The organism is Arenibacter aquaticus, from assembly GCF_003957295.1.
In the GTDB taxonomy this organism is placed as follows: domain Bacteria; phylum Bacteroidota; class Bacteroidia; order Flavobacteriales; family Flavobacteriaceae; genus Arenibacter; species Arenibacter aquaticus.
The window spans coordinates 89,080-106,942 of sequence record NZ_RQPJ01000019.1; the positions used below are offsets into that span (position 1 = coordinate 89,080).

Here is a 17,863-nt window from a genome sequence, read left to right on the forward strand (position 1 = left end):
ATGGATCAATTTAAAGGTAATCTCGGAAAACTCTATCTAATACCTACCACATTGGGAGACAATGAGCCATTGGAAGTATTACCCATTTCCATAAAAAGGACCATAGAGGAAATTGACCATTACATTGTTGAGAACGAAAAAACCGCCAGGCATTTTATAAAAAAGATAAGCTCAAAAAAATCACAACCCAGCTTAGAGATCAACCTACTTAACAAATTTACCGAAGCTGAAATAATTCCTACTTTTCTAGATCCATGTTTTCAAGGTTTCAATGTAGGCATACTTTCGGAAGCGGGCTGCCCCGGAATTGCGGATCCTGGAGCCGATATTGTTCGTATAGCCCATCAAAAAGGCATACAGGTGGTTCCTTTGGTAGGCCCCTCCTCCATCCTACTTGCCCTTATGGCCAGCGGACTAAACGGACAAAGTTTTGCCTTTAACGGCTATCTACCCATAGAGACCACAGAGCGTAAGCGAAGCATTAAAAAATTTGAAAAGCTATCCAGGGAAAATAACCAATCCCAAATATTTATAGAGACCCCCTATAGAAATGACAAACTCCTGGCCGAATTAACCAAAACACTTTCTCCCCAGACCTTGATCTGCATCGCCTGTGACATTACCCTGCCAACGGAATTTATAGCAACAAAAACGGCCCTAGAATGGCAAAAAACCACGGTTGACCTCCATAAAAGACCCACTATATTTATATTGCACGCATAAAAAAAGCCCTAACATTTACATGTCAAGGCCTTCTATTTACATTTTTACGCAGTTTCTATATTCTGGGATTTCTCCTTGACGGTACATGCGACATATCGTAGCCAGAGAACTTCTTGATGTAATATGAAACCGATGAACCAAAGTCATCATTTACATTTAATTGTCCATAGGACCTTAAATATTTTTTTACATTTCCGGCCCCGGCCAAATGTGCCGCCGCCAATATTCCTGATTCTGTAATCTCCTGTCCATTGATTACCTTACCTACAAAGCGTTTAATATCCCTTCTAAGTATCCATTTGTTCCTAGAAAGGTTGGTATGAAACACCCTCTCCTGCAAAATAGGATCGTTAAGAAATAAAGTAGCATTGTACACACCAAGTAACTCTAGCGTACCAATACCAAATTGGTATTTTCCCAGATAACCCAATGCATTGGTCGTAAAATAATTTCCTTGAGATTCCTTAAAGGCCAAAGCCTCTTTAAACCCGTTATAGGAAGTACCTAAAAAGGGTGGCGCAACCATAGAAGATTTTAAAATGGTTTTGTGCTTGGGAAACAAAACTTCAGTAGGCCCATTTACTCTTAACGCTTCAGGGACCACGGACTTAACCGGTCTAAACCCAAAACTAACAAGAATAAAAATCATGATAACGGGGAACAAAAAACTTGTCCACTTTCTCATATTTTTGTTTTCTTAAGACTTACAGCCCAAAAATAGCCTGCTTAAATTTCACGCTACAAATATACGGCCCATTTTGAAAAGCACCTCTATTTTAACGCAATTTTGTACAAAAAGAGATTTACACCGGACGAATGGTCTATAAATAACGACCACTTACTCAACGGTTTATCTTCTTACTATTGATCCATCGGACATACTGTTCCTTATTTCGGTTATGTTGTCTTAAGGTCTTGGCAAATTTATGGTAACCAAAATTTTCAACGTTTGCCACAAAGTAATAGTAATCATGTTGTTCCCTGTTTAGCACAGCATCTATAGCCGAAATATCGGGCATTGCAATAGGTCCCGGCGGCAATCCTCCATACTTATAAGTATTATAGGGTGAGTCCAATTCCAGGTCTTTATAGAGCACCCTTTTAATAACGGTATCAAAGTTCCCTGTATGAAGTTTCAGGGCATAGATCACTGTAGGGTCTGCCTGCAGTGGCATCCTTTTTTTCAATCTATTTAAATACACTCCGGCCACACGTGGTCTTTCATCTACTTTAGCCGTCTCTTTATGTACAATTGCGGCCAAGGTAATAACCTCTGCAGGGGTTAAACCCAAGGCCTTGGCTTTTGCCAAACGCTGATCGTTCCAAAATCGCTTAAATTCTTTATTCATCCTCTCCCTAAACCCCTTGGCCGAAGTATTCCAAAAAAACTCGTAGCTATTGGGAATGTACATAGAAAGTGCCGTATTCCGCTCAAAGCCATTGGACTCCAAATAAGCAGAATCCTTAAAAGCACTCAAGAGCTCCAAACTATCGGCTTCTATCTGAAGGGAAATTCTCCCCGCTAAGTCCTCCAAGGTTTCCTGATTGTTGAAAGCAACCTTAACAGGAATATTGCCACTTCGCAGGGAGTTCACAATATCATTGTTACCCATGCCCTTTTTTATGACATACTTACCAGCTTTTATATTGCTACTATAGCCTTTTCTGTCGGCGGCCGATTCAAAGGTCCCTATATCCTTTAACAGTGGTTCCATAAGGTCTTTAACGGCCTCAAAATCCGAATTGGAAGGAATATGGACGTAAGCCACCTCATTATTAAAATTGGTATTGGGCAGGAAAAAGGCCTTATAGACCATATAGGAAAACGCACCCCCTACCACAAGACCCGCAGCAACTATTATCAGTAAAATTTTTTTAATGTACATTACCTATTTATCTTTTGATACAAGATTTCATTTTTAAAACTACCGTTAGAATATATCCAATCCTGTTTTTCCCCTACTTTTTTAAACCCAAGCTTTGAGAACAGGTGGATACTGGGAGCATTACCTTCCAATACATTTACATACACCTGTCTAAGCCCTAACACCGAAAACACATAATTGGTAAGGATCTCAACGGCCTCTGTGCCAACACCCTTGTTCCTTTGCCCTTCCTGACATATAATTATTCCCATCCCCACCCGTAGGTTCTTAGGGTCAAAATCAAATAGATCTATTAAGCCAATAACAGCTCCTTCCAAGTTACAAATACACAGTCGTAATTGTTTTACCTCGTAAATGTCTTTATGGGCGTTTTCCAGGTACATCTTCAACACATGTCTGGAATAGGGAGCAGTGGTACCACTTATTTCCCAAATTCCCGGATCGTTTTCCAATTCATAGAGAAAATCCAAATCCTCTGGCTCCAGGGCTCTGAGAAATATATTTCTACCTTTAAGACGCAACATTAATCTCACCTTTAAACACTAGTTTGGCAGGCCCCGTTAACCATATTTCCTTATATCCGTCCGGGCTGCTTTTAAATTTCACCTCTAGTTTTCCACCTGGGGTATTAATACGGACCCTATTATTGCTTGTTTTTCCAGAATGGTACATGGCCAATGCCACGGCCGTTACACCGGTACCACATGAATAGGTTTCATCCTCTACCCCACGCTCATAAGTACGCACGTTAAAAGTGTCCGGACTCTCTTGGTCCACAAAGTTTATATTGCTCCCTTGTTCGCCATAAATACCATAGCGTAATTTTGCACCTTCCTTGGGTACATCAAAATCTTTAAGGCCATCTACCAATTGCACGTGATGGGGAGACCCAGTATCCAAGAAAAGGGAATTACTTTTTTCCATTATTTCCTGGACTTCCTGCATTTCCAGGCTTACAATACCATCATCTATACTGGCACGATGAAGTCCGTCTATGGCTACAAATGAAATTTCTTGATCAACTATGCCCAAAAAATTGGCAAAGGCCACAATGCACCTTCCTCCGTTTCCGCACATAGTACTCTGTCGCCCATCCGAATTATAATAGACCATTTTAAAATCGGCAGCCTGGTCATTTTCCAAAAGTATGAGTCCGTCTGCACCTATTCCAAATCTCCTATCACATAAAAACGAGACTAATTCCGTATTATCCTTAGGAAAAACCCCCTTGCGGTTATCAATCATAACAAAGTCGTTTCCTGTTCCCTGGTACTTATAAAAATTCAGTAGCATATTGTATTTTAAAGCACAAAGATATAATTTTATTAAGGTTTTTTTATCAGTTAAAAACTCGTTAAAGGCAAATTATTGCTATGGATTTGTGTTAATTTTACGATAGCAAATTAAAAAAATGTTTTTATGAAGAAATTTGGAAGTTTATTACTGGTTTCTGTTTTTGCAGGTGCTATAACCCTAGGCGCTTACAAACTTTTTCTAGAGAAACCCAATTACGCCATAGTTCCACAGGAAAGTAGTGCAAATATCATAACCTCTAGTTATACACCAACCTCCGCCAGAGGCTCTGGCATTAATGAGGTTGATTTTACCATGGCCGCCGAAAACTCGGTGAATGCAGTAGTGCACGTTAAAAACGTGTCGGTCAGCAAGGGTCCATCCAGTATAATGGAATTCTTCTACGGGTACGGAGGCTCCCAAAAACCACAGGTAGGAACAGGATCTGGTGTAATCATATCACAGGACGGATACATCGTTACCAATAACCATGTGATAGCCAATGCGGATCAACTACAGGTTACCCTGAACAACAATAAGACCTATGACGCAGAGCTTATAGGTACCGATCCCAACTCGGATATTGCTTTATTAAAAATAGATGTAGACCGAAAACTGCCATATTTGGCTTTTGGGGATTCGGACAACACAAAAGTTGGGGAATGGGTCTTGGCAGTTGGAAACCCCTTTAACCTTACCTCTACGGTTACGGCAGGTATCGTTAGTGCCAAAGCAAGGGCCTTGGCCAGTATAGACCAATCCTTCATACAAACCGATGCGGCCGTTAATCCAGGAAATAGCGGTGGTGCCTTGGTAAATACCAATGGGGACCTAATAGGGATCAATACAGCTATTACTTCGCAAACCGGCTCCTATGTTGGCTATTCCTTTGCGGTACCCAGTAATATTGCCAAGAAGGTAGTAGAAGATATAATGGAGTATGGCAATGTTCAAAAAGGAATATTGGGCATCAATACCGTTCCCATGAACAGCCCGTATGCCATAGAAAACGGGATAAATGAAATAGATGGTGTATATATTGCCGGGGTAGAGGAAGATTCCGGTGCCGATGATGCCGAATTACAGGAAGGCGACATTATAAAGAATATAGACAATGTAGAAATTCACAAATTCTCGGACCTTATAGGATATATATCCTCCAAAAGACCAGGAGACCAACTAATGGTCACGGTATTACGTGGCGAGGACAAGATGGATTTCCCCGTTACCCTAAAAGAAAGGCAAACCATTGTAATTCCTGTCCTAGGCTTTGAGGTAAAAAACCTAACCGAGGATGAGAAAAAGAGTTTCAAGACCAAGAAAGGGGTCAAAATAATTGGAGTTCCCGAAACCTACAGGGATTATGGCTTTGAAGGCAAGGTGCTGCTTTCCTTTGGGGATGAAGAGATAAACAACATCCAAGATGCCAAGAACAAGTTTGGAAGAATTTCCAGATATGACAGGGCCAGTATTACCATGTTGAATAAAAAAGGAGAAAAAGAACGACTGATAATCCAATAAAAAATTTCTTGACTAGCGCTCCCAAATGGGGGCGCTTTTTTTATGCAATTATTTCTTTACGAAAACGTTTGAAATATATAATTTTAACGAAACTGGACTACGTAAAAAAATAGGCTATGGATACTATCCAATCATATGAGAAGGAATTGGCTTTTCAGGCAGACCGAAGGAAGGCCTCCACCGAATTTATTAAAATCACAAGTGATTTATGGTACGACAAATCCATTGAAATCGTACTTTTTAAAAATCAGGTTATAGACAAAAATGTAAGCGACATCATCAATCTACATGAATACGCCGGGGCGTTTGTCCAAAAACCAATTTCAATATTCGATTCGGTAGAGCTATTACGAACCATCAACGACATCCCCTTACCCCCCTCCAAATTGGATATAGGAAAACTTACCTATGAATATCATTCCGAAATCAACAATTATAACACGGTCAAGAATTTTGTTCTGGAAAAATTAAAAGGGGCCGAGGACAGCAACGAAATAAAACCTAAGGATGTAGTGCTCTATGGTTTTGGCAGGATAGGTAGGTTATTGGCCAGGGAGCTGATGGCAAAAACCGGCAAAGGAAACCAGCTGAGATTAAGAGCTATCGTCACTAGAGGGAACATAGGCCCGGAAATTCTGGAAAAAAGAGCAAACTTATTGCGTACCGACTCCGTACACGGGCAATTTCACGGAACTGTTGAGATAGACCACAAAAATATGGCAATGATCATTAATGGCACCACGGTGCATATGATAGCCGCCAATGACCCAAAAGAGATAGACTACCAACAGTATGGTATAAACAATGCTTTGATCATAGATAACACTGGAGCCTATAGGGACAGGGAAGCATTGAGTATGCACCTTGACTCCAAAGGTAGTGGAACAGTGTTGTTAACGGCACCCGGAAAAGGAGTTCCCAATATAGTACACGGCGTTAACCACATGGAATTTGATCCTGACACCACTACTATATTCTCTGCTGCCTCCTGTACCACCAACGCCATAACACCTATTTTAAAAATCGTGGAAGATTCTTTAGGAATAAAAAAAGGTCATATAGAAACGATCCACGCTTATACCAATGACCAGAATTTAGTAGATAATATGCACGCAAAATACAGGCGTGGCAGAGCTGCCGCCCTCAACATGGTCATTACCGAAACCGGCGCCGGAAAAGCTGTAACCAAAGCCCTACCACAGCTTGCAGGAAAATTAACCTCTAACGCTATAAGGGTACCCGTACCCAATGGGTCCTTGGCCATACTTAATATAGAAGTAAAAAACAAGACCTCCAAAGAGACCCTGAATACTATTATTAAAAAATACGCCTTGGAAGGCGACTTGGTAGAGCAGATAAAGTTTTCCCTTAGCAATGAACTGGTTTCTTCTGATATTGTTGGAAATTCGGCCCCCTCAATTTATGATAGCACGGCAACCATTGTATCGGAAGATGGTAAGAATCTAGTGTTGTACGTTTGGTACGACAACGAATTTGGTTATGCCCACCAAGTTATTAGGCTGGCCAAGTATGTTGCTAAAGTTAGAAGATACACCTATTACTAAAATTTTAAAAACATATAATAATTTATAAAATAGTGGGTTATACATGTTGACTGGAGAAACCTAATGCCCCATTTTTTTCATAAATTGGGAATATTAAAGTACTTTAGCCCCCTCTTAATCATTATTAACAATAAGAATTACATAAATGAAAATTTCGAGAATACTCTTTATTGTAATGGCTCTATTGTCATTTAACCTACATCATGCGCAGGAAAGTTCCACAGAAAACAAACTTTCCCTTGATGAGGGCCCAATAAGCTCACAATTTGAATATATTTCAAAAAAATCGGGCAACTACAGGGCCGACGGTGTTAGATACGAAGTAGTAAAAGAATACAACTTAGGCAAACTAAGACAAAATGTATTGGATTCCATTAATGAATTCAACAATAATATCAAACAATTAAACGCTACAATTTCCGGTCATGTTGAGACCATAAATTCACTGAACAAAAAACTGGAGGAAACTACCAATAATTTAGCATCGGTGACGGAAGAAAAAGACAGCATGTCCTTTTTGGGCTTTCTGGTCTCTAAAAGTACCTACAATTTTATTCTTTGGACTATTATTGCTACCCTACTACTACTCTTGTTGTTCTTTATTTATAGATTTAGAAACAGTAACATCCTTACCCAGGAAGCAAAGGTTGCACTTTCCGAATTGGAAACGGAATACGAGGACCACAGAAGGCGGGCGCTGGAACGGGAACAAAAAATTAGCAGACAGTTGCAAGACGAACTGAACAAACAAAAGAAATCCAAATAACACGCTAAGCTCCCTGAAGGGAGCTTTTTTTTTTTAACCCTTATTCCATTGACCACTTACTGCAAATCATGATAGAACCGCAAGTTGGAACCGTAAAAAGTTGTTTTAAAAACACATGCTTTTCACAATTAAAAAGAAATTGAGCTCGTTTTTACTACTTTTGGCCCATATTGTAAGATACCAATAACGTTATTGCCCGTACCATGCGAATAGATATTATCACTGTAGTTCCCGATATATTAAAAAGTCCATTTGAAGCTTCAATTTTAAAGAGAGCAATAGACAAAGGGGTGGTAGAAGTGCATTTTCACAACCTAAGGGATTACACAGACTTGAGCTACAATCAAGTAGACGACTATCAGTTTGGAGGTGGAGCTGGAATGGTACTTATGATAGAACCCATAGACAAGTGTATCTCTGCATTAAAAGAGGAACGGGATTATGACGAGGTAATCTATATGACCCCGGATGGAAAAACCTTGGATCAAAAGATGGCCAACGGACTGTCTTTATTAAAGAACATCATTGTTCTTTGCGGACATTATAAGGGGGTAGATCAAAGGGTTCGGGATTTATTTGTTACCAAAGAAGTATCTATTGGCGACTATGTATTGTCCGGAGGAGAACTGGGAGCGGCAGTGCTTTGTGATACCGTTATCCGCCTTATACCAGGTGTTTTAAACAATGAAACCTCTGCTTTGACAGACACTTTTCAGGATAACCTATTGGCCCCTCCCGTATATACAAGGCCAGCTGAATACAAAGGTCATAAGGTACCCGATGTGTTATTGAGCGGCAATTTCCCCGCTATTGAAAGCTGGCGAGAAGACCAAGCCTACAAAAGAACTGAAGAATTGCGGCCCGATCTGCTGAAGGAATAGCTATTAAAAGCAAAATACCCCAACATAGTGCCTTAAAATATAAGTCCCTTAGGTACAGCACATAGCAGCATTATGACAATATACTGTTACAACAACCCCAGTTAATATTAAAAAGTAATTTATTTGCTTGTTAATTACAAATATTAAACTATTTTTGCACTCCATTAAATTAACCTCTGACGATAATCGTGAAAGTTGATTTAAGTAAACATTAATTAAAGACCATGGAAGAGTTAATAAAATTTGTTGAAAACGAATTCGTTCCTAAAAAAGATTTTCCAAAATTTTCAGCTGGTGATACCATCACTGTGTACTACGAGATTAAGGAAGGTGAAAAAACAAGAACACAGTTTTTTAAAGGTGTTGTTATACAAAGAAGGGGATCGGGAGCTACCGAAACATTTACCATTCGTAAAATGTCCGGAACTGTTGGTGTAGAGCGTATTTTCCCTATCAATATGCCTGCTTTGCAAAAAATAGAAGTTAACAAGAAAGGTAAAGTTCGTAGATCACGTATTTTCTACTTCAGAGGACTTACCGGTAAAAAAGCTAGAATTAAAGAGGTTCGCTCTTAAGAAGCATTTTTTAAGTATAGAAAAAGCATCCTTACACATTTGTAAGGATGCTTTTTTTATGAACAAATGTTCAAAACCTAAGTGCATAAGCTGTTGATAATAAACTCTTTATATTATTTGCCTGTTAAAGAACATTTTAGTACTTTTAATAAGTGGCTGGTAATTCATATTCTGCGGATTTATGAATGTCACACGAAGTTTACGTTCTTTGTCTCAGTGTTATAACATTATTAAGCGGCTACGCTTTTTTGTTATCGGATTGCCCACTTGCTTTGGCAGGAAGGTTGGTCTGTAATTTTTGGATATTATTAAGGTATGACTCCATGTTGTACATTAAGCTTATCAAATAATTAAACAGTGAGTAGCGACATATTTATCTCTTTATATATTTATTTAGGATAATGTGTTTCAAACGTTGAATTAGTGATGCAAATGCAATCAATGGTTGCCGTTTTGCAAGAAGCAAAACAAGAAATTTGTAAACTATTTCTAGAAAGCCATATCAAGGTATTTTATACAATGATATGGCTTTTATTTTTATAGCTTTTAAGCCTTCAATCCGTGTAATAACAACCTATCTCCCTCTCTCTTGAACAATTAGACAATATTATAGGCTTTCCCTATTTATTTGGCACTTTTAAAATTGTATATTTGCTCCGCTTAAACATAAAAACCTAAATTAAAATGCCAAAAATTTTATATACCAAAACCGACGAGGCCCCTGCTTTAGCAACTCAATCATTACTTCCAATAATTAAGGCATTTACAAAACCTGCTGGCATCAATATACAACTAAAGGATATTTCACTAGCCGGTAGAATAATTGCAGTATTCCCAGAATACTTAAAGAAGGAGCAGCAAATTTCCGATGATTTGGCAGAGTTGGGAGAACTGGCCAAAAAACCAGAAACCAATATTATTAAACTTCCCAATATCAGTGCCTCTGTACCACAATTAAATGAGGCCATAGAAGAACTACAGTCTAAGGGATATAATATTCCCAGCTACCCTGTAAATCCTAAAAACGACACCGAAAAGGATATTAAATCCAGATACGACAAAATAAAGGGAAGTGCGGTAAATCCCGTTCTAAGGGAAGGAAACTCGGACCGTAGAGCACCAAGAGCCGTAAAAAATTACGCAAAAAAACACCCACATTCCATGGGAGCATGGACCGCGGACTCCAAGACCCATGTAGCTACTATGGGGCATGGCGATTTTAAATCCAATGAAATATCGGTTACTCTTAAAGAGGCAACTGCAGTAAATATTGTCCTTACCCAAACAGATGGCACCACGGTAACCCTTAAGGAAAACCTTAGCCTCATGAAGGATGAAATCATTGATGCTACCGTATTGAACAAAAAAGCCTTGATCAGCTTTCTACAGGAACAGGTAAAAGACTCCAAAGATAAAGGAGTTTTATTCTCCCTGCATCTTAAAGCCACTATGATGAAGGTTTCGGATCCTATTATTTTTGGACATGCCGTAAAAGTATTCTTTCAAGATATTTTTAATAAGTACAATGCTACTTTTGATAAAATTGGTATAAGCGCCAACGATGGCTTGGAAAGTTTGTTCAACAAAATCCAAAGCCTTCCAGCAGCGGAAAGAAATCAAATAGAAGCGGATATCGCCCAAACCATTGAAGAAGGACCGGCCTTGGCCATGGTCAATTCTGATAAGGGTATTACCAACTTACATGTACCTAGTGACATCATTATAGATGCCTCTATGCCAGCTATGATCCGGAACTCTGGTCAAATGTGGAATGCAGAGGGCAAGGCTCAGGATACCAAAGCTATAATTCCTGATAGCAGTTATGCGGGCATCTATACGGCAACAATAGATTTCTGTAAAAAACATGGGGCTTTTGACCCCACCACAATGGGTACGGTACCAAATATTGGACTAATGGCCCAAAAAGCAGAGGAATATGGTTCCCATGACAAAACTTTTGAGATACAGCACAACGGCAAGGTTTCTGTAATAGATGTCAATACCAACCAAGTTCTTATAGAACATGAAGTTGAAGAAGGTGACATCTGGAGAATGTGCCAAGTGAAGGACGCACCAATCCAGGATTGGGTAAAACTAGCCGTAACAAGAGCCAGGGCAACCAATATACCAGCTATATTCTGGCTTGATGAAAATAGGGCTCATGATGCTCAATTAATAAAGAAAGTAAATACCTATTTGGCAGACCACGATACCACTGATCTTGATATCCAAATCATGTCACCGGAAAAAGCCACGGTATACACCTTACATAGACTCAAGGAAGGTAAGGATACCATATCGGTTTCAGGAAATGTACTAAGGGATTACCTAACAGACCTTTTCCCAATCCTAGAAGTAGGTACCAGTGCAAAAATGCTGTCTATTGTCCCTCTTATGAACGGCGGTGGACTTTTTGAAACGGGTGCTGGAGGATCTGCTCCAAAACACGTAGAACAATTTTTATCGGAAGGACATTTAAGATGGGACTCCCTAGGAGAATTCTTGGCGCTTGGTGTTTCCTTGGAACACTATGGCGAAAAAAACAATAATCCCCGTGCCCTGGTCTTGGCCGAAACCTTGGACATAGCCACCGAGCAATTTTTGGAAAATGATAAATCGCCGTCCAGAAAAGTAAACGAACTGGACAATAGAGGTAGTCACTTTTATTTGGCGCTTTACTGGGCCAAGGCATTGGCAGCGCAAGATAAAGACAAGGAACTAAAAGATCTTTTTACCCCAATAGCGGAGCGTCTTACCAATAGTACCGAGGAAATCCTGAAACAATTAATTGATGCCCAAGGTGCAGCAGTCAATATTGGAGGCTACTACTTACCAGACAGCAAATTGATCAGTGAGGCCATGAGGCCAAGCACGACTTTCAATACCATCTTGGAAACTATTTAAAGAAGTGGTAAAACCATAAGAAAGACCTTTTCATATATTTGAAAAGGTCTTTCTGTTTTAATAGAACCCAAGTTTTTTTTTCATCATAATTATTATCAATACTTTTAGATAAAATTGTCCTTAATGAAAAAGAACATTAGACTACTGTTATTCCTTCTTCTTTTTTATTCTACCTGTATATTTTCTCAAGAACGGTTTACCCTTAGTGGTACCATCACAGAATTGTCGAGCAACGAAACTCTTATTGGCGTTACCGTAGCGGTACCATCCTTGAGCACTGGAGTTATAACCAACGAATATGGGTTTTACTCCATAACCCTACCAAAAGGTACTTACGAAATCCTAATAAGCTCTTTAGGCTATCAGGATATAGTAAAACAGGTAGAATTATCAGTTAATCAAAAAATAAACTTTCAACTGGCCGAGGATGCTCAGCAATTGGAAGAAGTGGTTGTTACCGAAGATGTTGAAAAACTAAACATTAGGAAGCCGCAGATGAGCGTAAACACGCTCTCCGCTGAAACCATAAAAAATATACCTGTCATCCTTGGCGAGGCCGATATAATTAAATCCATTCTACTGTTGCCTGGTGTTAGCAATGCTGGGGAAGGGTCTTCGGGCTTTAATGTTAGAGGGGGTGCCGCAGACCAAAACCTTATTTTATTGGATGAGGCTACTATTTTTAATTCGTCCCACCTCTTTGGTTTTTTTTCGGTCTTTAATCCAGATGCCATTAAAGACGTTAAGTTATACAAGGGAGGTATTCCTTCCCGTTACGGCGGGCGGCTATCTTCCGTTTTGGAAATATTTCAGAAAGAAGGAAATAGCAAAAACTATAAAGTAAATGGAGGCATCGGAGCGGTTGCCAGTAGACTGTTGGTAGAAGGCCCTATAATTAAAGACCAAGCAGCTTTCCTTATAGGCGGTAGGGCATCCTATGCTCATTTGTTCCTCCCTCTTTTTGATGTGGACAATACAGCCTATTTCTATGATCTAAATACCAAATTAAATTTTAAATTGAACGAGTACAATAACATTTACCTGTCCGGATATTTTGGTAGGGACGTATTTGGTATTAGTGATAGTTTTGTAAATATTTATGGTAATGCCGTGATTAATTTTAGGTGGAACCATTTATTTTCAGATAAACTGTTCTCTAACTTATCCCTAATATACTCGGACTATTATTATGGTCTAAAATTGGATTTCGTAGGGTTTAAATGGAATTCCGGAATTCAGAACTTCAACCTGAAGTACGATTTCAAGCATTATCTAAGCAACAGTTTTCAACTAAATTACGGTGTCAACAATATATACTACCGCTTTAACCCTGGTAAGATAGAACCCAGTGATACAGATTCCGGGATTATTGAAGACCAGTTAATTCAAAAATACGCCAATGAACTAGCTGTTTATGTAGGCGTTGAACAGGAAGTAACCGAAAAATTGAGCCTACAATATGGCTTGCGACTTAGCAATTTTCTGCGTCTTGGACAGGATGAACTAAATTTATACCAAAACAATCCCGTATATTTTGATCCTTTTCTACAAATCTACAAAGAAGCCGAACCTGTTGATGTTGAAAAACCTAAACGCAAGGAGCAACTGGCCTCTTTTACCAATTTGGAACCCCGATTGGCAATGGCTTATACCTTTGATCCTGATAACTCCATAAAGGCCAGTTATACCAGAATGGCCCAATACTTACATCTTCTTTCCAACACCAGCTCCCCAACTCCCCTGGATGTTTGGACTCCTAGCGGACCTTTTATTAAACCACAATTATTGGATCAGTATGCCTTGGGATATTTTAGAAATATAAATAATGGGAAATTCTCATTGGAGACTGAAGTTTTTTATAAGGATATTCAAAACCGGATCGACTATATTGACGGTGCCAATTTAATTGCCAATGACGCTATAGAGCAGGTTATCTTAAATGGGCAGGCACGGGCCTATGGCTTAGAGCTTCTTGTGAAAAAAAATGAAGGAAGGGTTCAAGGTTGGCTGGCCTACACCCTTTCCAAGTCCGAACAAAGAACCCCCGGCAGAACCAGTACAGAACCGGGTATAAATGCTGGGGAATGGTACAATACCCCTTATGATAAAACCCATGACATATCGCTTTATCTAAATTACAAATTAAACGAAAAGTGGAGTTTTAATAGTAATTTTGTTTTTCAGACAGGACAACCTACCAATTATCCAATTGGTCAATTTGAATTTCAAAATCTATCTGTCCCATATTACGGCCAAAGGAATAAACAGCGACTTCCGGCCTATCACCGAATTGATATTTCTGCCAGTCTCAGCCCTAGAAAAAACAAAGGAAGAAAGCTTAAGTCAGAATGGGTTTTTAGTATATATAATATATATAACAGAAGAAATGCCGCTTCTATAGGATTTAGCCGTAATGGTGACACTGGCGTCAATGAGGCCGTTAGAACCTCTATTTTTGGTTTAGTACCCTCTGCCACCTATAATATAAAATTTTAATAACATGAGGAAGATTATTTATTATGCCGTTTTTTTTATCTGCATTAGCTGCCAAGATGTTATTGATGTGGATCTTCCTACCGAAGAACCTAGGTTGATAATTGATGCCCTGATAAAAATTGAAGATATCAATAGCCAAACCGCACTGGTACAAGTAAAAGCTAGTCTCAGTAGCTCCTTTTTTGATACAGTTTCTCCCACACAATTAGAGGAAATTACGATTAAAAATACTACCACCAATACAACATTAACGCTACTGGAGTCCATTCCGGGTACCGGGCTGTACGAAAACGAATGGGAAATGGAACAGTTGACCCAAGGAGCCCTGGAGTTAAACATAAAACATGCAGATCAGATCTATCTGGCAAAAACTACTTTTGTGCCAACAGTTCCCATAGACAAGCTAGAGCAGGGCAGCACTACTCTATTTGGTGAGGAAGAGACAGAAGTAATAGTATCCTTCACAGATGATGGTACTAGGGACGACTTTTATCTCTTCGATTTTGATTTTGGTGAATATTTGGTTACCGAAGATGAATTTTACCAGGGACAGCAGTTTGAGTTTTCCTTTTTTTACGATAGCAAATTGGAGGACGAAAGATTGGTAACCGTAAGCATCTATGGTGTGGATAAGGATTTTTATAATTACATGAACCAACTTATATTTCAAAGTGGACCCGATACTGGCCCTTTTAGTAGTCCCGCTACCACAGTTAAGGGAAATATAATTAATGTCACCAACAATACGGATAACCTTAACTTGGATAACACTAATTTTGCCTTAGGTTATTTTGCAGTATGCCAAACATTTTCCGACAGTTTATTAATTAAAAAATAACCTTCCTACTTAAGATAACACCAAAAGAGTAACAGTATGAGAACAAACAAGGCGCTATTATTAAAAGGTATAAAATTTTTAGCATACACTGTTGGGCTAATGTTTACAGCTCCCGTAGTGATTTACCAAGCTTTTAAAAATGAAGGACACCCTTTGTACTGGCCAGTTTTAATAACCGGTTTAATATTAGCTGTAGCAGCCATAAGTTTAGGTTTCTACGGAATAAAACTATTAATGGATGCCTTGTTCAACAAGGGTGAAAATAAAGACAATTAACTATTTAACGGCTCGCCTATTCACACACAATGAAACGTATGCACAATATGTAATCCAAGTTTTACCAATAGAACTGCTCTAATTTATCTAAGCCACTCCCCAATGCATTTAAAGTATTAAACAATCCCCCCTTGGACCTATATGTTCTATTCCAGAACAAAATTGGTTATTTTAGTACATAAAATATATTTGAATGACTTTATTTGTTGATATGGACGAGGTGTTTGCTGATGCGTATAATGCCCACATACGGCTGTACAATGCCGAATTTAATGAAAACCTGACCGAGATGGACTGTATGGGCCGTGAAGTTTGGCAATCCGTTCCGCAGGAGCGTCAATCCAGTGTAAGGAACCATGCAAGGACAGAAGGCTTCTTCCGAGCTCTAGAACCCATTAAGGATAGCCAGAAAGTATTGAAGGAACTCTCCCAAAAATACGACCTATATGTAGCCTCGGCGGCCATGGAATATCCTAATTCATTACGGGAGAAGAGTGATTGGTTAGATGAGTACTTTCCGTTTATCCATTGGAGAAATAGAATCCTCTGTGGTAGCAAGCATATTTTAAATGGGGATATTTTAATTGATGATCGCAGTTACAACCTGGAGCATTTCCAGGGAAGGAAAATATTGTTTACCTCTCCCCATAATATACATACCAAAGGATATGAACGAGCCGACAATTGGTTGGAGGTGGCCCGCTTATTATTATGAAAAAAAATAGATCCACATAAGAATGAAGCCATTTGACAATTGGCAAATTCAACACTGTACTGATTAGAAAATATAGTAATGACTTAATGTGCCCATAGTTTAATGTAGCAATGAAACAATGTCACACAAGACTGCTATACAAAGACTCCAGACTTTGAACCTCTATATGGCAACCGATCCTGAATCATTCCCGTAAATTGTATGTGGGTGGGTGTGGATTACATAAATACAACACCCCCACCTGTAGATTGAGTTCTGTTATTTTTTTGCAGCACCCAAATACAGAGCATTGGCTACGCCGAATCTCGATTTTTTGAATACCTATAACAATCAATAAACCAGCCCATGCATAAAAAACGACCAGGGCCCATAAACTGAGGTACAGCGTACCTTATATTGGAGAAGCCAGCCCTAGCTTAAATAAATAACCTATATGGCCGCCTACCTTATGGTAGACAGGCCTTCCATTGTCCAACATGGAAAAAACTTGATTTAGGACGAAATTAAAAATAGGCCGGTTTTAGTTCCTACATTCCATTAGTGCATATAGATTATTAATCTTTAATTGTATACCTCCAACATTGTTTTTAAAGACTGTTGCTTAACCCATCTTATTCCGTGGTAGCGGTGGCATGGCCGTTAAGAATTATTGAAGCCTTGGAAATAATTTTGGCGATGGCATCGGTACCTAAAACTCCTAGATTTTATAGCCGACATAGTGAAGAAGTGTCTTTTCTTTTGTTTCATTTTATTCATTGCTTATCTATTTTATAATAAGGTATAGATGCACCTCCTACATTGGTTTCATTGGACTCGCAAAGAAATCGAAGCTTCACGAAAACTGATAAAACAATAAAGACCACTTGGGTAAAATTAAAGAACCTTAAATAAGGTGGTATACATAAACCTCTTATATTAGATTCAATAGTAAGCAAAAAGCAATAAAGACATATTATGTAATGTAAAGGATGAATATATATAAGTCGAACTAGATCCATTCCTAATAATAAAACCACAAATCGAAAAACACAATAATTAACCATGATCCGTAAATACCCAGAAAATGAACTTGATCCCAGAAAATGGACTTGATCCAAGGGGCACGGGAATTGATCACGCCAGCGGCGTGCCCTATTTTGGATTTAGACCAAAAAAAAAAGTCCCCTCATCTGATGATGAGGGGACTTCAGAAAAAGGCGGCGGCCTATCAATGACCGTCCCTGAGCGCCAACAAAGTGCTGCGCGAAGGGATACGGGAATTGATCACGCAGAAGGCGTGCCCTATTTTGGATTTAGACCAAAAAAAAGTCCCCTCATCTGATGATGAGGGGACTTCAAAAAAAGGCGGCGGCCTACTCTCCCACTTGGTGTAGCAGTACCATCGGCGCAGACGGGCTTAACTTCCCTGTTCGGAATGGTAAGGG

Annotated in this window: 16 protein-coding genes and 1 rRNA gene; 12 read left to right on the forward strand and 5 right to left on the reverse strand. The window is 39.1% G+C overall.

Annotated elements, in window-relative coordinates; all coding sequences use genetic code 11:
• Window positions 1-723 (forward strand): SAM-dependent methyltransferase, encoded by a 723-nt coding sequence (locus EHW67_RS15905; protein WP_126163375.1) that lies wholly within the window; start codon window positions 1-3, stop codon window positions 721-723.
• A 55-nt stretch (window positions 724-778) separates the two neighbouring features.
• Here the strand turns inward: EHW67_RS15905 and EHW67_RS15910 are convergent, their stop codons facing one another.
• The 4 genes from EHW67_RS15910 to dapF form a co-directional block, all read right to left on the reverse strand.
• Window positions 779-1,408, reverse strand: a complete 630-nt coding sequence (locus EHW67_RS15910) for a hypothetical protein (protein ID WP_126163376.1) — start codon at window positions 1,406-1,408, stop codon at window positions 779-781.
• Window positions 1,409-1,565: 157 nt separating this feature from the next.
• Window positions 1,566-2,609: an endolytic transglycosylase MltG gene (mltG, locus tag EHW67_RS15915; RefSeq protein ID WP_126163377.1), complete on the reverse strand. Its 1,044-nt coding sequence runs from the start codon at window positions 2,607-2,609 to the stop codon at window positions 1,566-1,568.
• Entirely contained in the window at window positions 2,609-3,133 is a 525-nt protein-coding gene (locus tag EHW67_RS15920) for a GNAT family N-acetyltransferase (RefSeq protein WP_126163378.1), read from the reverse strand. Before EHW67_RS15920 ends, mltG begins: the two co-directional genes overlap by 1 nt.
• Window positions 3,120-3,902, reverse strand: coding sequence for a diaminopimelate epimerase (gene dapF, locus EHW67_RS15925; protein ID WP_126163379.1), 783 nt, complete (start codon window positions 3,900-3,902; stop codon window positions 3,120-3,122). The genes EHW67_RS15920 and dapF overlap by 14 nt, the downstream gene beginning before the upstream one ends.
• A 126-nt stretch (window positions 3,903-4,028) precedes the next feature.
• On the opposite strand from dapF, the gene EHW67_RS15930 reads away from it, so the two are divergent.
• The 11 genes from EHW67_RS15930 to EHW67_RS15980 all read left to right on the forward strand — a co-directional run bounded on the left by EHW67_RS15930 (window position 4,029) and on the right by EHW67_RS15980 (window position 17,760).
• Window positions 4,029-5,423 carry a S1C family serine protease gene (locus tag EHW67_RS15930; protein WP_126163380.1) on the forward strand — a complete coding sequence of 465 codons (1,395 nt, stop codon included), beginning with the start codon at window positions 4,029-4,031 and terminating at the stop codon, window positions 5,421-5,423.
• Window positions 5,424-5,539: 116 nt separating this feature from the next.
• Window positions 5,540-6,988: a glyceraldehyde-3-phosphate dehydrogenase gene (locus EHW67_RS15935; protein ID WP_126163381.1), complete on the forward strand. Its 1,449-nt coding sequence runs from the start codon at window positions 5,540-5,542 to the stop codon at window positions 6,986-6,988.
• 145 nt (window positions 6,989-7,133) lie between these two features.
• Window positions 7,134-7,754, forward strand: a complete 621-nt coding sequence (locus tag EHW67_RS15940) for a tRNA (guanine-N1)-methyltransferase (RefSeq protein ID WP_126163382.1) — start codon at window positions 7,134-7,136, stop codon at window positions 7,752-7,754.
• Window positions 7,755-7,957: 203 nt separating this feature from the next.
• Window positions 7,958-8,635, forward strand: coding sequence for a tRNA (guanosine(37)-N1)-methyltransferase TrmD (gene trmD, locus EHW67_RS15945; protein WP_126163383.1), 678 nt, complete (start codon window positions 7,958-7,960; stop codon window positions 8,633-8,635).
• 224 nt (window positions 8,636-8,859) lie between these two features.
• Entirely contained in the window at window positions 8,860-9,210 is a 351-nt protein-coding gene (gene rplS, locus EHW67_RS15950) for a 50S ribosomal protein L19 (RefSeq protein ID WP_126163384.1), read from the forward strand.
• A 684-nt stretch (window positions 9,211-9,894) separates the two neighbouring features.
• Window positions 9,895-12,114 (forward strand): NADP-dependent isocitrate dehydrogenase, encoded by a 2,220-nt coding sequence (locus EHW67_RS15955; RefSeq protein ID WP_126163385.1) that lies wholly within the window; start codon window positions 9,895-9,897, stop codon window positions 12,112-12,114.
• 123 nt (window positions 12,115-12,237) lie between these two features.
• Window positions 12,238-14,610, forward strand: coding sequence for a TonB-dependent receptor (locus tag EHW67_RS15960; protein WP_126163386.1), 2,373 nt, complete (start codon window positions 12,238-12,240; stop codon window positions 14,608-14,610).
• Window positions 14,611-14,614: 4 nt separating this feature from the next.
• Window positions 14,615-15,448, forward strand: a complete 834-nt coding sequence (locus EHW67_RS15965; protein WP_126163387.1) for a DUF4249 family protein — start codon at window positions 14,615-14,617, stop codon at window positions 15,446-15,448.
• 36 nt (window positions 15,449-15,484) lie between these two features.
• Window positions 15,485-15,724 carry a DUF6095 family protein gene (locus EHW67_RS15970; protein WP_126163388.1) on the forward strand — a complete coding sequence of 80 codons (240 nt, stop codon included), beginning with the start codon at window positions 15,485-15,487 and terminating at the stop codon, window positions 15,722-15,724.
• A 193-nt stretch (window positions 15,725-15,917) separates the two neighbouring features.
• Window positions 15,918-16,439: a 5' nucleotidase, NT5C type gene (locus EHW67_RS15975; RefSeq protein ID WP_126163389.1), complete on the forward strand. Its 522-nt coding sequence runs from the start codon at window positions 15,918-15,920 to the stop codon at window positions 16,437-16,439.
• A 1,063-nt stretch (window positions 16,440-17,502) separates the two neighbouring features.
• A complete protein-coding gene (locus tag EHW67_RS15980; RefSeq protein ID WP_126163390.1) occupies window positions 17,503-17,760 on the forward strand; it encodes a hypothetical protein in 258 nt (85 codons plus the stop codon).
• Between the two features lie 18 nt (window positions 17,761-17,778).
• Here the strand turns inward: EHW67_RS15980 and rrf are convergent.
• A 5S ribosomal RNA gene (gene rrf, locus EHW67_RS21050) occupies window positions 17,779-17,863 on the reverse strand; the annotation flags it as partial.

Bases quoted from the DNA above. Each gene is read 5' to 3' on its own strand.
- EHW67_RS15980 (WP_126163390.1), top strand. From the start codon at position 17,503: ATGAACTTGATCCCAGAAAATGGACTTGATCCAAGGGGCACGGGAATT.
- EHW67_RS15965 (WP_126163387.1), top strand. From the start codon at position 14,615: ATGAGGAAGATTATTTATTATGCCGTTTTTTTTATCTGCATTAGCTGC.
- EHW67_RS15975 (WP_126163389.1), top strand. From the start codon at position 15,918: ATGACTTTATTTGTTGATATGGACGAGGTGTTTGCTGATGCGTATAAT.
- EHW67_RS15930 (WP_126163380.1), top strand. From the start codon at position 4,029: ATGAAGAAATTTGGAAGTTTATTACTGGTTTCTGTTTTTGCAGGTGCT.
- EHW67_RS15935 (WP_126163381.1), top strand. From the start codon at position 5,540: ATGGATACTATCCAATCATATGAGAAGGAATTGGCTTTTCAGGCAGAC.
- mltG (WP_126163377.1), bottom strand. From the start codon at position 2,609: ATGTACATTAAAAAAATTTTACTGATAATAGTTGCTGCGGGTCTTGTG.
- trmD (WP_126163383.1), top strand. From the start codon at position 7,958: ATGCGAATAGATATTATCACTGTAGTTCCCGATATATTAAAAAGTCCA.
- dapF (WP_126163379.1), bottom strand. From the start codon at position 3,902: ATGCTACTGAATTTTTATAAGTACCAGGGAACAGGAAACGACTTTGTT.
- rplS (WP_126163384.1), top strand. From the start codon at position 8,860: ATGGAAGAGTTAATAAAATTTGTTGAAAACGAATTCGTTCCTAAAAAA.
- EHW67_RS15940 (WP_126163382.1), top strand. From the start codon at position 7,134: ATGAAAATTTCGAGAATACTCTTTATTGTAATGGCTCTATTGTCATTT.
- EHW67_RS15905 (WP_126163375.1), top strand. From the start codon at position 1: ATGGATCAATTTAAAGGTAATCTCGGAAAACTCTATCTAATACCTACC.
- EHW67_RS15910 (WP_126163376.1), bottom strand. From the start codon at position 1,408: ATGAGAAAGTGGACAAGTTTTTTGTTCCCCGTTATCATGATTTTTATT.
- EHW67_RS15970 (WP_126163388.1), top strand. From the start codon at position 15,485: ATGAGAACAAACAAGGCGCTATTATTAAAAGGTATAAAATTTTTAGCA.
- EHW67_RS15955 (WP_126163385.1), top strand. From the start codon at position 9,895: ATGCCAAAAATTTTATATACCAAAACCGACGAGGCCCCTGCTTTAGCA.
- EHW67_RS15920 (WP_126163378.1), bottom strand. From the start codon at position 3,133: ATGTTGCGTCTTAAAGGTAGAAATATATTTCTCAGAGCCCTGGAGCCA.
- EHW67_RS15960 (WP_126163386.1), top strand. From the start codon at position 12,238: ATGAAAAAGAACATTAGACTACTGTTATTCCTTCTTCTTTTTTATTCT.